Below are 15,629 nucleotides of genomic sequence, written 5' to 3' on the forward strand. Positions count from 1 at the left end.
TATTCTCCGGGACTCAGTTGGACGAGCCGGGTTTTTTCGGTTCGATGCCAGGACCCGAGCGACGACGCGCAACCGGCTTGCCGGTGCGAACCGCCGGCGCGGCCTGCTTTTGCGAACGCGCGGGAACCGGTGCTTTGGCGCGTGCGGCGGGCTGGACGATTTCATCGACGGGGGAGTCGTCGCCGCGCTGATTGGCGAGGTACGCGGCGGTGGCCGCAGCCGTGTCGCTGCCTGCAGGACGCCAGACTTGACCGATTGCGAGCGACTGCAACTTCTTCTTGCCGCCGTACCAGAGGTTCACGAGGCCGCGCGAGAAAAACACGGCCGAGAACATCGACGTCAGGATGCCGATACAGTGCACGACCGCGAAGCCGCGAACCGGACCGGAGCCGAATGCGAGCAGCGCCAGACCTGCGATCAGCGTGGTCACGTTCGAGTCGACAATCGTGGCCCACGCATGCGCGAAACCGTTCTGGATAGCAAGCTGCGGCGGCGCGCCGTGACGCAGTTCCTCGCGAATGCGTTCGTTGATCAGCACGTTGGCGTCGATGGCCATACCGAGCGCCAGTGCAATAGCTGCAATACCCGGCAGCGTCAGCGTGGCCTGCAGCATCGACAGGATGGCGATCAGCAGCAACAGGTTCACCGACAGCGACAACATGGAGATCAGGCCGAACAGCATGTAGTACGCGATCATGAAGACGGCGATTGCCGCGAAACCGTACTGGACGGAATCGAAGCCCTTCTTGATGTTGTCGGCGCCAAGGCTCGGGCCGATCGTGCGTTCTTCGATGATGTCCATGGGAGCCGCGAGCGAACCTGCGCGCAGCAGCAGCGCCAGGTCGGCGGCGGCTTGCGGCGAAGGCTGGCCGGTGATCTGGAAGCGATCGCCGAGTTCGGACTGGATGGTCGCGACCGTCAGCACTTCGCCCTTGCCCTTTTCGAACAGGATCATGGCCATCGGCTTGCCGATGTTGTCGCGCGACACGCTGCTCACCGCGCGGCCGCCGGCTGCGTCCAGGCGAATATTCACCGACGGACGCTGGTGTTCGTCGAATCCCGCCGATGCGTCGATGATCCGGTCACCCGTGAAAATCACCTGCTTTCTCACGAGCGTCGGACCGGTATTGCCCTGCGTGAAGAGTTCGTCGCCGGGAGGAACCGGGTCGTTCGCACCGGGATGGGTGTTGGTCGGATCGGCGAGACGGGCTTCAAGCGTCGCCGTCCGGCCGATGATGTCCTTCGCCTTTGCGGTGTCCTGCACGCCCGGCAATTCGACCACGATCCGGTCGGAGCCTTGCTGCTGGATCACCGGTTCAGCCACGCCGAGTTCGTTCACGCGGTTATGCAGCGTAACGATGTTCTGCTTGAGCGCGCTGTCTTCTGCCAGCTTCTGGGCCGCCGGCGTGAACGTGCCGACCACTTGGTAACCGTCACCGCCCTGACGCGTCGCCCATTGCAGTTCGCTCAAACCGGTCGACAGCGTCGTGCGCGCGGCATCGGCTGCGGCCTGGTCGGCGAAATTGACCACGACCGACTGATTCACGCGATTCACACCGCCATCGCGGATGTTTTTATCGCGTAAAAGCGCACGGGCGTCGGCGGCGTTCGAATCGAGCTTCTTGTTCAGCGCACCCGCCATGTCCACTTGCAACAGGAAGTGGACGCCGCCGCGCAAGTCGAGGCCGAGGTACATTGGCAAGGCATGCAACGCGGTCAGCCAGCGCGGCGAGGCCGCTTGCAGATTCAGCGCGACGATGTATTGCGGATCGCTCGGGTCGCTGTTGAGCGTCTTCTGCAACAGGTCCTTCACGCGCAATTGCGTGTCCGTATCTTTCAGGCGCACGCGAATGTTGGCGTTGAGCGACGAATTGTCGAACGTCACTTCATCTGGCGTCACCTTGTCGGCGGCCAGCGCGTTTTCGACGTTGGCAAGCGTTGATGAGTCCAGCTTGACCGTTGCCTTGCCGCTCGATACCTGCACCGCCGGCGCTTCGCCGAAAAAATTGGGCAGTGTATAGACGAGGCCGATGACGAGCGCCACCAGCATCACGGCATATTTCCAAAGTGGGTAGCGATTCATGGGGATGGCCGAACAGGAGAGTTGGCGAGGAAGGGTAAGCGATGCGTCCGGCGATGAGCGGGCAACTGGCCGCGGAGGCCGCGCCGGACGCGAGAAAAGTTGGCCTTAGAGCGACTTGATCGTGCCTTTCGGGAGGATAGTCGTGACAGCAGCCTTCTGGATGGTGATTTCCGTGCCTTCCGAAATTTCGACGCCAACGTACGCGTCCGTCACCTTCGTCACCTTACCGACGATACCGCCGTTCGTTACCACTTCATCGCCCTTCGCCATGGCAGACAGCATGTTGCGATGTTCCTTCTGACGCTTCATTTGCGGGCGAATCATGATGAAGTACAGCACCGCAAACATCAAAATGAGCGGCAAAAAACTCATGATGCTCGACTGGGCGCCATCAGCACCGCCGCCGAAGGCTTTTGAAATAAACTCCACGTTGGTCTCTCCGTTATAACGATCAGAAAATTAGCCCGCTATTCTACCACCGGGCCACGCCGCGCAAGCGCGGAATGCGCTTTGTGATCAAGCTGTTAAAGCGCGACGTAAAGCAATTGTAATGTTTATCGCGCCGATTGCAGATTCAATGGCCGAACGTTAGCCATCCGGTCAGTCAATTCCCCGTGCCCGATTCTCTTGAAACTGCTTCACGAATGTGTCGAAGGTGTGATTTTCAATCGAATCGCGGATTTCCTGCATGAGCTGCAAGTAGTAGTGCAGGTTGTGAATTGTGTTCAGTTGCGAGCCGAGAATTTCGCCCACCCGATGCAAGTGGTGCAGATAACCGCGCGTGAAATTGCGGCAGGTGTAGCAGCCGCAGGTTTCATCGAGCGGCTTGAGCGAGTTCTTGTGCGCGGCGTTGCGGATCTTGACGTCGCCGAAACGCGTGAACAGCCAGCCGTTGCGCGCGTTGCGGGTGGGCATCACGCAGTCGAACATGTCGACGCCCGACGCCACGCCTGCCACCAGGTCTTCGGGCGTGCCAACGCCCATCAGGTAATGCGGTTTATCGGCCGGAAGCTTCGGGACGATACGTTCCAGCACGCGCATCATGTCCTCCTTCGGTTCGCCGACGGACAAACCGCCAATCGCGAAGCCGTGGAAACCGATGTCGGCGAGACCGGCCAGCGATTCGTCGCGCAGATCCTCGAACATGCCGCCCTGGACGATGCCGAACAGTGCGTTCGGATTTTCACCTTTGGCGAATTCATCGACGGAACGCTTGGCCCAGCGCATCGACATGCGCATGGAATCGGCCGCGTCCTGATGCGGCGTGGGCACGCCGTTGGTCGCGTACGGCGTGCATTCGTCGAACTGCATCACGATGTCCGAGTTCAGCACCTTCTGGATCTGCATCGAGATTTCCGGCGATAAAAACAGCTTGTCGCCGTTGATAGGTGACGCGAACGTGACGCCATCTTCGGTGATCTTGCGCAGATCGCCGAGGGAAAAAACCTGAAAACCGCCGGAATCGGTGAGGATTGGACGCTGCCAGTTCATGAACCGATGCAACCCGCCATGCGCGGCGATGGTTTCCAGCCCGGGGCGCAGCCAGAGGTGAAAGGTGTTGCCGAGGATGATCTGCGCGTTCATTTCCTCGAGCTCGCGCGGCGCGACGGCTTTCACCGTGCCGTACGTGCCGACGGGCATGAAGATCGGTGTTTCGACCACGCCGTGGTTCAACGTGACGCGGCCGCGGCGGGCTTTGCCGTCGGTGGTGATCAGCTCGAACTTGAGGCCGTTCGCGGGTTGGGCCGTTGCATCGATCGTATCGGCTGCGTTGCTTACTTCGGTCATTCAAAAGCTCCTGTGCCACCGGAAAACAGTCCGGCGCAAATGGGGAAATGTTGTTGGGGCACTGCATTATTCAGTGCCCTGATCGGTCGCGGGCGTGGGGCAGGGGGATCTTGCCGGGTGAACGATTCGCCTCGGCAGGCCGAACGCGGCGCTTTGCGCTCAACCGCGCCGGATCGCGTGCCAATCGTTTCTTCCAGCGTCGTCATTTTCACTGTCTCAAGCCGCCGCTTGCCGCGTAAGCAGCATCGCGTCGCCGTAACTGAAAAATCGATACCGCTCTTCAATCGCGTGCGCGTACGCCGCACGGATCGCGTCCATGCCGGCGAACGCCGAGACCAGCATCATCAGCGTCGACTTAGGCAAATGGAAATTCGTCACGAGTCGGTCGACGACGCGAAATTCGTAGCCCGGCGTGATGAAAATGTCCGTTTCGGCGCTGGTTTCGGATAGCGGCCGGCCGGCTTCAGCCGCATCGCGGGCAGCCGCTTCGAGTGCTCGCAGCGACGTTGTCCCGACGGCGATGACACGATTGCCCCGCGCTTTTGTCGCCGTGATCTTGTCGGCGAGGGCCTGCGGCAGCCGATACCATTCGCTATGCATCCGATGCTCCGCGAGATTCTCCACGCGCACCGGCTGGAACGTGCCCGCGCCAACATGCAGCGTCAGCGTCGCGCGCTCCACGCCGCGGGCGTCGAGAGCGGCGAAGAGCGCCGGGTCGAAGTGCAGGCCTGCCGTGGGCGCCGCGACCGCGCCGGGGTTGGCTGCATAGACCGTCTGGTAGCGGGTTTCATCGAAGGCGTCAGGATCGTGTTCGATATACGGCGGCAGCGGCAAGCGGCCATATTGCTCGATCAGCGTCAGGCAATCCGCCGGGAAATGCAGCGTGTAGAACGGCTCGACTCGCTCGCCGACGGTGACTTCGAAGGCATCGGCGAGAACGAGCTTCGTGCCCGGCAACGGGCTTTTGCTCGCCCGGATCTGCGCGAGCGCGGTCGTCGCGCCGGTCAAACGCTCGATCAACACCTCGATGCGGCCACCGCTGGCCTTCTGGCCGAGGAACCGCGCCTTCAGGACTTTGGTATCGTTGAATACGAGCAGGTCGCCGGGTTCGAGCAGGCTGGGCAACTCGGTGAAATGGCGATCGGTAAAAGAGGCCGTCGCGGCGCGATTATTCACGTCGAGCAAACGGCTCGCGCTGCGCTCGGTGAGCGCCGTTTGCGCGATCAGCTCGGGCGGCAGATTAAAATCGAAGTCGGAAAGCGTGAACATGGGGAAAGCAGGTCGATGCGCAATGATGCGCGCGTGATTTTGGCAAAAGCGCTTGGCCAGGCAGCGCGGGTGTGCGCTTCGTTCTTGAGCGTATGCAGTGTCGTCGCTCGCCGCGTTTCCGGGCGCTGTAACGAGCCCGCACATGGCGTGCGGCGTGCTGCTGTTATGGGCGCCGCCGAGTCGAACGAAGCCGATATTGTACTTTGAAGAGATTAGATGCCCTTGTCCGACCGCCGCTTGCTCGTTGCTCCCGACGCCGAAAATGCTCCCGAAGCAGCCGGAGAACCGGACGCGCCTATGCAAAAGCGCAAGCGTGCACGGGCGGGTGGCGCGAAAAAGCTCGCGGATCTGGAGATCGCCGCGGACAAGGTCCAGCCGTTGAAACCCGCCGCCGCGCCGCCCAAACCCGTCGATAAACTCGCCAAGCTCGGCCTCAAATCCGATATCGATCTCGTTCTGCATCTGCCAATGCGTTACGAGGACGAAACCAGCATTACGCCCATCGGCCATCTGATTCCTGGCGACAACACGCAGACCGAAGGCGTCGTTTTCGACAACGAGATTGCGTACCGGCCGCGCCGCCAGCTGCTCGTCAAGATCCACGACGACGCCGGCGATGAACTCACGCTGCGTTTTCTGAATTTCTACGGCTCGCAGGTCAAGCAGATGGCGATCGGCGTGCGTCTGCGGGTTCGCGGCGATGTGCGCGGTGGCTTTTTCGGCATGGAGATGGTGCATCCGGCGGTGCGTCCCGTCGATGAAGACACGCCGCTGCCGCAAGCGCTGACGCCCGTGTATCCGAGCACGGCGGGGGTGTCGCAGGCGTATTTGCGCAAGGCCATCGACAGCGCGTTGTCGCGGGTTCATCTGCCGGAGTTGCTGCCGGAGAAAATCGCCCGCGCGCATCTTCAGCCGCTGAACGTGCCCGCCTTGCTCGACGCTGTAAAAACGCTGCATCACCCGCACGCCGATTCCGATGAACACGCGTTGATCGACGGTACGCATCCGGCGTGGACGCGCATCAAGTTCGAGGAATTGCTGGCGCAGCAGTTGTCGCTCAAACGCGCACATGAAGAGCGCCGCAGCCGTGCCGCCCCGGTGATGCCGCGTTTGTCGAACGTGCCCGAATCGCTGGTCGCGCGCTTCCTGCAGACGTTGCCATTCAAGCTGACCGGCGCGCAGGAACGCGTGTGCGCCGAGATCTCAGGCGAACTCATGTTGCCGCATCCGATGCAGCGCCTGTTGCAGGGCGACGTGGGCAGCGGCAAGACCATCGTGGCCGCGCTCGCTGCCGCGCAAGCCATCGATGCCGGTTTTCAGGCTGCGTTGATGGCGCCAACCGAAATTCTCGCCGAACAGCACGCACGCAAGCTGCGCGGCTGGCTCGAGCCGCTCGGCGTGACGGTCGCGTGGCTCGCCGGCAGCCTGAAAGCGAAGGAAAAACGCGCGGCGCTTGAAGCGGCGGCATCGGGCGCGGCGCAACTTGTGATCGGCACGCACGCGATCATTCAGGACGCGGTGGAGTTCGCTCGCCTCGGGTTTGTGATCGTCGATGAACAGCATCGTTTTGGCGTCGCTCAGCGGCTCGCGCTGCGCGCCAAGGCGCACAAGGCGGCCGACGGCGTGCACAACTTCCAGCCGCATCAACTGATGATGTCGGCCACGCCGATTCCGCGCACGCTCGCCATGACGTATTACGCGGATCTGGACGTTTCGACCATCGACGAATTGCCGCCTGGGCGAACGCCGATCCTGACAAAACTCGTCGCCGATAACCGCCGGGAAGAGGTCATCGCCCGCGTTCGGGAAGCGGCGCTGACCGGGCGGCAAGTGTATTGGGTGTGCCCGCTGATCGAGGAAAGCGAGACGCTGCAGTTGCAGACGGCCGTGGAAACCTACGAAACGCTCGTCGCGGCGCTTCCGGAGTTGCGCATTGGACTTGTGCATGGGCGTTTGCCGCCAGCAGAAAAAGCCGCCGTCATGGAGGCCTTCACGCGCGCCGAAGTGCAGCTATTGGTGGCAACGACCGTCATCGAGGTGGGCGTGGATGTGCCGAATGCCTCGCTGATGGTGATCGAGCACGCCGAGCGTTTTGGTCTCGCGCAGCTTCACCAGTTGCGCGGCCGCGTGGGGCGGGGCAGCGCGGCTTCCGTGTGCGTGCTGATGTACGCCGGGCCGCTGTCCCAAACCGCGCGCGCGCGTTTGCAGACCATGCGCGAAACCACCGATGGCTTCGAAATCGCCCGCCGTGACCTCGAGATACGTGGCCCCGGCGAATTCCTCGGTGCGCGTCAATCCGGTGCGGCGATGCTGCGCTTCGCGAGCCTGGAAAACGACGGCTGGCTGATCGAACCGGCGCGGGCTGCAGCCGATCAGATGCTCGCGCAGTTCCCCGAGGCGGTCACCAATCACCTCGCGCGCTGGCTCGGAGCGCGCGAGCAATATCTGAAAGCTTGAACTTGGAGCCGTTTTGCCGGTCTGTGAGCCACGGCGTTCAGGCGCGGCGTGCCCCGGGTTGGCTAATTGCCTTGGCGGGTGTATAAGTCAAATCCTATCGATTCAATGACTCTGATTGGCCCCTAATGACCCTAACCGAATTGAAGTACATCGTTGCGGTGGCGCGCGAGCGGCATTTTGGCCGTGCGGCCGAGGCGTGTTTCGTGAGTCAGCCGACCTTGTCCGTGGCAATCAAGAAGCTGGAAGACGAGCTGAACGTGCAGATTTTCGAGCGCGGCACGAGCGAAGTCAGTGTCACGCCGATCGGCGAGCAGATCGTCACGCAAGCGCAGCGCGTTCTGGAACAAACCCTCGCCATCAAGGAAATCGCCAAGCAGGGCAAGGACCCGCTGGTCGGGCCGCTGCGCCTCGGCGTGATCTACACGATCGGGCCGTATCTCCTTCCCACGCTCGTCAAGCAGATGATCAAGCGCGTTCCGCAGATGCCGCTGATGCTGCAGGAAAATTACACGCTCAAGTTGATTGAGTTGCTGAAGCAGGGCGAAATCGATGTCGCCATCATGGCGCTGCCGTTTCCCGAAACGGGTCTGATGGTGCGCCCGCTGTTCGACGAACCTTTCGTGGTCGCCATGCCGGCCGGCCATCCGTGGGAAAACCGCGCCAAGATCAATGCCGACGACCTGAAGCTGGAAACCATGCTGCTGCTGGGTAGCGGCCATTGTTTCCGCGATCACGTGCTCGGCGTCTGCCCCGAACTGATGCGCTTTTCGCAGAATGCCGACGGGATTCAGAAGACGTTCGAGGGGTCGTCGCTCGAAACCATCCGGCACATGGTCGCTAGCGGCGTCGGGATTACGGTGCTGCCGCGGATGTCGGTGATGGAAGTAAAACCGCATGCGGGCGGAGTGGATGCCGGTTTGCTGAGCTACGTTCCCTTCGAGGACCCGATTCCAGACCGGCGCGTCGTGCTGGCCTGGCGCAAGAGTTTCACGCGGATGCCGGCTATCGAGGCTATCTGCGACGCCGTTGCTGCCTGCAATATTCCGGGCGTCACGCGGCTCGAGTTGCCCGCCGCCGTCAGTTAACCGCCTCAAAGCCGTTTCCAGCTTGCACCGCGCCCTTGACGGGCGCGGATTCCGGCCCCATTTCCCCTTCTCCTCAAAATCAAGCGCACTTGAAATTTGCTTGGCCTATCGGATAGATTAAATTAATTGAATTCGATATCAAGATAGTTTTTGCTATTCTTGCCTCCATGGGTCGGCTCCGATCCACCAGAACAAACCGGAGGAAGCCATGACGCTGATTGCCCGCCAGGCCACGCAACTTACCGCGAGATATCGCGAAGCAAGAACCGTTGTAGTGGACGTGCTAGCCAGTTTCGCCGGCACCTGCTGAAACTTCCCCGACATAACGTTTCGTCCCCGACAAATTTCACGGAGTAATCGATGACCAATCCGATGACCAATCGCATCCTCACCACAGCAGCAGGCGCGCCTGTCGGCGATAACCAGAACTCGATGACCGCCGGCCCGCGCGGCCCGATCGCGCTGCAGGATTTCTGGCTGATCGAAAAGCTCGCGCATTTCGACCGTGAAGTGATTCCTGAGCGCCGTGTGCACGCCAAAGGATCGGGCGCGTTCGGCACGCTCACCGTTACGCACGATATTTCCCGCTTCACGAAAGCGAAAGTGTTCGCGGAAGTCGGCAAGCAAACGCCATTGTTCATGCGCTTTTCGACGGTTGCGGGTGAGCGCGGCGCGGCTGACGCCGAGCGCGACGTGCGTGGTTTCTCGATCAAGTTCTATACGCAAGAAGGCAATTGGGATGTGGTCGGCAATAACACGCCGGTGTTTTTCATCCGCGATCCGTTGAAGTTCCCTGACTTCATCCACACGCAAAAGCGCGATCCGTACACCAACATGCGCAGCAACGTGGCGGCGTGGGACTTCTGGTCGCGGCATCCTGAGTCGTTGCATCAGGTCACCATCCTGATGAGCGATCGCGGGATTCCGAAGAGCTATCGGCAGATGCATGGTTTCGGCTCGCACACGTATTCGTTCATCAACGCGAACAACGAGCGCTTCTATGTGAAGTTCCACTTCAAGTCGCAACAGCCGCTCGAGAATTTCACCGATGCCGAAGCCGCAGCGGTCGTGGGCGGCGATCGGGAAAGCGCGCAGCGCGATCTGGTGGACAACATCGATCGCGGCAACTTCCCGAAGTGGAATTTCCGCATCCAGGTGATGACGGAGGCGCAAGCGGCGACGTATCGGATGAATCCGTTCGACATCACCAAAGTGTGGCCGCACAAGGATTTCCCGCTGATCGACGTGGGTACGCTCGAGTTGAATCGCAACGCGGGCAACTATTTTGCTGACGTGGAGCAGTCGGCTTTTACGCCGGCGAACGTGGTGCCGGGTATCGGCTTCTCGCCGGATCGCTTGCTGCAAGGGCGCTTGTTCTCGTATGGCGACGCGCATCGGTATCGTCTTGGTATCAATCACCATCAGATTCCGGTGAACGCGCCGAAGGCCGCCGTGCAGAACTCGTTTCATCGCGATGGCGCCATGCGCACCGACGGCAACAGCGGCGGCCGCGTGAACTACGAGCCGAACCGCTTCGGCGACTTCGCGCAGGACGCGAGCGTGAACGAGCCGGCGTTGGCGGCGGGCGCGGTCGAGCGTTATGACCATCGTGAAGACGAGGATTACTACAGCCAGCCGGGCGCGCTCTTCCGTCTTTTCGACGACGCGCAGAAGCAGCGTTTCTTCGGCAACATCGCGCGACACATTCACGGTGTGCCGAACGAGATCGTCAAGGTGCAGATCGAGCATTTCCGTCGCGCCGATCCGGCGTATGCGGCGGGTGTCGTGGCTGCGTTGGCGGAACTGGGCCAGAAAGTAGAAACGGCTGACGCGGATATTGAAGCCGCAGTGAAGTAAGCAGGGCGGGGCACGTCAAGGTGTGTCCCGGTCGATTGAAAACGCAGGGCTCAAGGAGAGCGACGATGACACAAGCGATCATGACACTCGGACGGGCGGTGAATGGCATTGAGGCGAAGAGCCTGAACGCGTCGCGCGGCGTACGGCTCGCGATCGGCTTTGGTATCGTCGCGGCGAGTTACGCGGCGGTGATTATCGAAGGATTGCACGGTCTGAGTTTCGCCGGACTGTCCTGAAGACGCGTCGTCATGACGCGCCCGATAACCCTTGCGGCCCGCCTCTATGGCTGGTCGCGCCGCGTTTCTAAGATAAACTGACGAACGCTTGGCGGCCTCGGCAGCAGCTTCAGCCGGGTCGTGCGCATTGTTCGTATCACTCTCACGGAGTCACTATGGCGAAGAAAATCGCATCACCGGCTGTGAACATCGGTATCAGCGACAAAGACCGCAAGAAGATCGCCGACGGTTTGTCGCATCTATTGGCCGATACGTACACGCTGTATCTGAAGACCCATAATTTCCACTGGAATGTCACGGGGCCGATGTTCAACACGCTCCACCTGATGTTCGAAGGGCAGTACACGGAACTGGCGCTGGCGGTTGATTCGATCGCTGAACGTATTCGCGCGCTGGGCGTGTACGCACCGGGCAGCTATCGTGAGTTCGCGAAGCTGTCGTCCATCCCGGAAGCGGATGGCATTCCGGTTGCTGAAGAGATGATTCGCCAACTGGTGGAAGGGCAGGAAGCGGTTGTGCGCACGGCACGCGAGATTTTCCCGCTGACCGATAGCGCTAATGACGAACCGACGGCTGATCTGCTGACGCAGCGCATGCAGATTCATGAAAAGACTGCGTGGATGTTGCGCGCGATGCTGGGGCAGTGAGATTTTGGAGTTGATCGCCAGGGATTGAGCGTGGCGAATTGAATAGAGGAAGCCCCGCGTGCGGTCGAACGAGGGGCTTTTGTTTTTGTGGGACGTCGTTGTGAGGGATGTTTATCGCGCCGCATGTTTGTGCGTGATCAGCCGCCGAGCAACGGCTCGAGGCGAGACGCTGCCAATGGCTGCCCGGCTGTCAACAAGCCGGACGCCAGCATTGCGTCCGGCCGCCCGCACCGGCAAACCGAAAAAGAACCGCAAATCGCTGCTGCCTTAAAATAGCGTTACCGCCATTTGCCGTCGTCCATTGCCATGCTCGCTCGCCTTCCCCTTTACCTCCGCCTCGTCCGCATGGACAAGCCCATCGGCAGCTTGCTGTTGCTGTGGCCGACGCTCAACGCGTTGTGGATCGCATCGAGTGGTCACCCATCGCCGATGCTCCTTGTGATCTTCGTGCTCGGCACGCTGCTTATGCGCTCGGCGGGATGCGCGATCAACGACTACGCCGACCGCGACTTCGATAAACACGTGAAGCGCACTGAAAACCGCCCGATCACGTCCGGCAAGATTGCTGCGTGGGAAGCCGTGGCGCTGGCGGCGGCGTTATCGCTGATTGCGTTCCTGCTGATCCTGCCACTCAACACGCTGACGAAAGAACTCTCGGTGTTCGCGTTGTTTGTCGCGGGAAGCTATCCGTTCACCAAGCGGTTTTTCGCGATTCCGCAGGCGTATCTGGGCATCGCGTTTGGCTTCGGCATTCCGATGGCCTTCGCCGCCGTGCAGGACCACGTACCGCCGCTCGCGTGGATCATGCTCGCCGCTAACGTATTCTGGTCAGTCGCCTACGACACCGAATACGCGATGGTCGATCGCGACGACGACATCAAGATCGGCATCCGCACGTCGGCGCTGACGTTTGGCCGTTTCGACGTGCTCGCTATCATGCTGTGCTACGCGATAACGCTCGGGATCTACGTGTGGATCGGCGCGGCGTTGGCGTTCGGCGCGCTGTACTGGATCGGCTGGGCAGGAGCCGTGGCGTGTGCGATCTATCACTACACGCTGATCAAGAACCGCGAGCGCATGCCGTGCTTTGCCGCGTTCAAACATAACAACTGGCTCGGCGGCGTGCTGTTCGCGGGGATTGCGGCGCATTACGCCTTTATGCGTTGAGCGAGATTCAACTCGACGAGCGCCTGATGTACTTTAAATCCCCGTAAGGGAGCCACGCCAAGCCTTCTTGGAGCAGAGCCGGGCGGATCAGATCGGCTAAAGGACGCTCACGCAGGCGTGTCAAATAGCTACATACCTGGTAAGAAAAAGCCACGAATCCTAGTGGCTTTTTTCACTGAAAGAGAAGGCTTCACGCCTTGCCCAACTCCGCGCCCATCTCCTTCGCCCTTGCATCGGCAGCTAAAGCGCCACGGACGATAGCTTCCTTCACGCCGTGGGCATCAAAGGAAGCCAAAGCGGCGGCAGTCGTACCGCCCTTCGACGTCACCCGTTCCCGCAATACGCTCGCCGGTTCACCCGATTGCGCGGCCAGTTGCGCCGCGCCGGTAAACGTAGCCACTGCCAACGCACGGCCTTGGTCCTCGTCCATCCCAAGCTGGCGCGCCGCTTCCTGCATGGCCTCGATGAAATAAAACACGTACGCCGGACCGCTGCCCGAAATGGCTGTGACGGCGTCGATCTTCGCTTCGTCGTCGAACCAGACGGTCTCGCCGACTGCTTCCAATACCTTCGATGCCAGCGCTTTTCCCGCATCGTCAACACCGGGCAGCGCAGCCAAACCTGTCACGCCCATGCCGATGAGCGCAGGCGTGTTCGGCATCGTGCGGACAATCTGCGTATAGCCGCCGAGCCAGCGCGACAGATCGGCGGCGCGAATCCCGGCCGCGATACTGATCACCAATTGCTTCGACAACACCGGTTGCAACGCCGTGGCCACGTCCTTCAGCACTTGCGGTTTGACGGCGAGAAGGATCGCATCGTAGCCGGAAAGTTTCGAATCGATCGATGCGCCCGTCGCCACGCCAAACTGCTTTTCCGTGCGCTGCCGTGCTTCTTCGCCAGAGTCGACGACATAAAGATCCGCCGCCGCAACGCCGCGCTTGATCAAACCGCCGATGAGCGCCGACGCCATGTTGCCGCCACCGATAAATGCAATTTTCATAGTGAGTTCAGATCAAAGGTTCAGTTGGAATAATCGCGTGCGCCGAAGATAGCTGTGCCGATGCGAACCATCGTCGCGCCTTCGAGAATTGCGGCTTCAATATCCGCCGACATGCCCATGGAAAGCGTATCGAGTTCAAGTCCGTCTGCGCGCAAGGTGTCCATGATTTCACGCAGACGCCGATGCGGCACGCGTTGTTCGTCAAGCGTGCCGGCGGGTTCGGGAATGGCCATCAACCCGCGTAACCGCAAAAAAGGAAGCGCTACTATCTGGCGTGCGAGCGCCAGAGCCTCTTCCGGCGCAACGCCGCTTTTTGATTCCTCGCCGCTCACGTTGACCTGCAGACACACGTTGAGCGGCGCCATGCCGTCGGGCCGCTGCTCACTGAGACGCTGAGCGATCTTGAGGCGATCGACGGAATGCACCCAATCGAAATTCTCTGCGACCACCTTCGTCTTGTTCGACTGCAACGGTCCGATGAAATGCCACTCGATCTCGCTGCGCAGATCCGCGAGTTCCGCAATCTTTGCCACCGCTTCCTGCACGTAGTTTTCGCCGAACGCGCGTTGCCCGGCGTCGAAGGCGGCGCGGACATCTTCTGCAGGAAAGGTCTTCGATACCGCGAGCAACGCGACCAAAGACGCCTCGCGCGAAGCGTCAGCCGCCGCTTTCGCGATGCGCTGACGGACTTCGTCCAGGTGACGGGCTACAGGAGAGGAGGACATGGAATCGGACGCCGCATATCGAGTAAGCAGAGCCCCGATTATACGGACGCGGCGCCCCGGAACAGCAGGGGCCGGCCGGCGTTAGCCATACATCAGATGTTCGAGCAGTTGAATCCAGTGCACGACGGGCGTGGACGTGCCGCTCTGCAAGTGAGCGATACAGCCCACGTTCGCCGATACGATCATCTGCGGTTCCAGCTTCTCGAGCTTGTCGAGTTTCTGGTCGCGCAATGCATACGAGAGCTTCGGCTGGAGCACCGAATACGTGCCAGCCGAGCCGCAGCACAGATGGCTATCGGCGGGAAGATGCACTTCTATGCCCAACGCCGTCAGCAAATTCTCCACGTGGCCGCGAATCTGCTGACCATGCTGCAGTGTGCACGGCGGGTGAAACGCGACGGTGTGCACGGCGCGCCGCCTGACCATCGTCGTGAGTTCGTCCTCGTAGAGCGGCAGGATTTCGGCGAGGTCGCGCGTCAGGTCCACAATCCGCGCGGCCTTCTCCGCATAGTCCGGGTCATTGCGCAGCAGGTGCGCATATTCCTTCACCGTCGCGCCGCAGCCCGAGGCGTTCATGACGATCGCCTCCACGCTGTTTTCCACGTACGGCCACCATGCGTCGATGTTGTTGCGCACATCGTCCAGCGCTTCGTCGTTGTAGCCAAGATGCAGGCGGATCGCGCCACAACAGCCCGCGTCCGGCGCGGTCATTATCTGGATCCCCAACGCGTCGAACACCCGCGCGGTCGCGATGTTCACGTTCGGCATCATCGCGGGCTGCACGCAGCCGGCGAGCATCAGCATCTTGCGTTCGTGCGTACTGGCGGGCGGCACGAGGGGCCGTTGCGCGACTGGAATCTTCGTTCGCAAGGCTTTGGGCAACAGCGGCCGGAATTGCTGGCCGATCTTCATCGCGGGCGTGAACAGCTTGCTGTTCGGCAGGAAGTTGGCGAGCAGCTTGCGCTGCATGCGCTGGCCGAACGGCCGCTCCACTTTTTCTTCCACCACCTTCCGGCCAATCTCCACCAGCCGTCCGTATTGCACGCCCGATGGGCACGTGGTCTCGCAATTGCGGCACGTGAGGCAGCGGTCCAGATGCAGTTGCGTGCTGCGCGTGACCGGCGCGCCTTCCATCATCTGCTTGATCAGATAGATGCGCCCGCGCGGGCCATCGAGTTCATCGCCGAGGATCTGGTATGTCGGGCACGTCGCCGTGCAGAATCCGCAATGCACGCACTTGCGCAGGATGGCCTCGGCTTCTTCGCCATCGGCGGTGTTGCGCATGAAGTCGGCGAGGTTGGTTTGCATTGCG

The 15,629-nt window shown here is 61.1% G+C and carries 13 protein-coding genes; 6 read left to right on the forward strand and 7 right to left on the reverse strand.

The genetic code is table 11. The features are described from left to right. Positions 1–13: 13 nt before the first annotated feature. From secD to queA, 4 genes are all read right to left on the reverse strand, one after another. Positions 14–2,083, reverse strand: a complete 2,070-nt coding sequence (gene secD, locus M0D69_RS08665; protein ID WP_301781615.1) for a protein translocase subunit SecD — start codon at positions 2,081–2,083, stop codon at positions 14–16. 105 nt (positions 2,084–2,188) lie between these two features. Continuing rightward, the gene (gene yajC / locus M0D69_RS08670; RefSeq protein ID WP_231937357.1) at positions 2,189–2,455 is read right to left on the reverse strand and encodes a preprotein translocase subunit YajC; all 267 of its coding nucleotides are present in this window, start codon (positions 2,453–2,455) and stop codon (positions 2,189–2,191) included. Positions 2,456–2,683: 228 nt separating this feature from the next. Beyond that, positions 2,684–3,871: a tRNA guanosine(34) transglycosylase Tgt gene (gene tgt, locus M0D69_RS08675; protein WP_301781616.1), complete on the reverse strand. Its 1,188-nt coding sequence runs from the start codon at positions 3,869–3,871 to the stop codon at positions 2,684–2,686. Between the two features lie 216 nt (positions 3,872–4,087). Further along, the gene (queA, locus tag M0D69_RS08680; protein ID WP_301781617.1) at positions 4,088–5,140 is read right to left on the reverse strand and encodes a tRNA preQ1(34) S-adenosylmethionine ribosyltransferase-isomerase QueA; all 1,053 of its coding nucleotides are present in this window, start codon (positions 5,138–5,140) and stop codon (positions 4,088–4,090) included. Between the two features lie 216 nt (positions 5,141–5,356). Here queA and recG point away from each other — a divergent pair, with 216 nt between their 5' ends. The 6 genes from recG to ubiA all read left to right on the forward strand — a co-directional run bounded on the left by recG (position 5,357) and on the right by ubiA (position 12,589). Further along, the gene (gene recG, locus M0D69_RS08685) at positions 5,357–7,597 is read left to right on the forward strand and encodes an ATP-dependent DNA helicase RecG (protein ID WP_301781618.1); all 2,241 of its coding nucleotides are present in this window, start codon (positions 5,357–5,359) and stop codon (positions 7,595–7,597) included. 125 nt (positions 7,598–7,722) lie between these two features. Next, positions 7,723–8,682, forward strand: coding sequence for a hydrogen peroxide-inducible genes activator (locus tag M0D69_RS08690; RefSeq protein ID WP_301781619.1), 960 nt, complete (start codon positions 7,723–7,725; stop codon positions 8,680–8,682). 372 nt (positions 8,683–9,054) lie between these two features. Then, complete coding sequence (locus M0D69_RS08695) at positions 9,055–10,539, forward strand: catalase (protein WP_301781645.1); 1,485 nt, start codon at positions 9,055–9,057, stop codon at positions 10,537–10,539. Positions 10,540–10,604: 65 nt separating this feature from the next. Continuing rightward, the gene (locus M0D69_RS08700) at positions 10,605–10,775 is read left to right on the forward strand and encodes a hypothetical protein (RefSeq protein WP_301781620.1); all 171 of its coding nucleotides are present in this window, start codon (positions 10,605–10,607) and stop codon (positions 10,773–10,775) included. Between the two features lie 155 nt (positions 10,776–10,930). Next, positions 10,931–11,422, forward strand: coding sequence for a Dps family protein (locus tag M0D69_RS08705; protein ID WP_301781621.1), 492 nt, complete (start codon positions 10,931–10,933; stop codon positions 11,420–11,422). A gap of 306 nt (positions 11,423–11,728) precedes the next feature. Continuing rightward, a complete protein-coding gene (gene ubiA / locus M0D69_RS08710) occupies positions 11,729–12,589 on the forward strand; it encodes a 4-hydroxybenzoate octaprenyltransferase (RefSeq protein ID WP_301781622.1) in 861 nt (286 codons plus the stop codon). 190 nt (positions 12,590–12,779) lie between these two features. Here ubiA and proC read toward each other — a convergent pair whose 3' ends face one another. From proC to glcF, 3 genes are all read right to left on the reverse strand, one after another. Then, positions 12,780–13,592: a pyrroline-5-carboxylate reductase gene (gene proC, locus M0D69_RS08715; RefSeq protein ID WP_301781623.1), complete on the reverse strand. Its 813-nt coding sequence runs from the start codon at positions 13,590–13,592 to the stop codon at positions 12,780–12,782. A gap of 20 nt (positions 13,593–13,612) precedes the next feature. After that, entirely contained in the window at positions 13,613–14,317 is a 705-nt protein-coding gene (locus tag M0D69_RS08720) for a YggS family pyridoxal phosphate-dependent enzyme (RefSeq protein ID WP_301781624.1), read from the reverse strand. 81 nt (positions 14,318–14,398) lie between these two features. Further along, entirely contained in the window at positions 14,399–15,625 is a 1,227-nt protein-coding gene (gene glcF / locus M0D69_RS08725) for a glycolate oxidase subunit GlcF (protein WP_301781625.1), read from the reverse strand. Between the last annotated feature and the right edge of the window lie 4 nt (positions 15,626–15,629).

The sequence above is a fragment of the Caballeronia sp. SEWSISQ10-4 2 genome (assembly GCF_030464885.1).
Classification (GTDB): domain Bacteria; phylum Pseudomonadota; class Gammaproteobacteria; order Burkholderiales; family Burkholderiaceae; genus Caballeronia.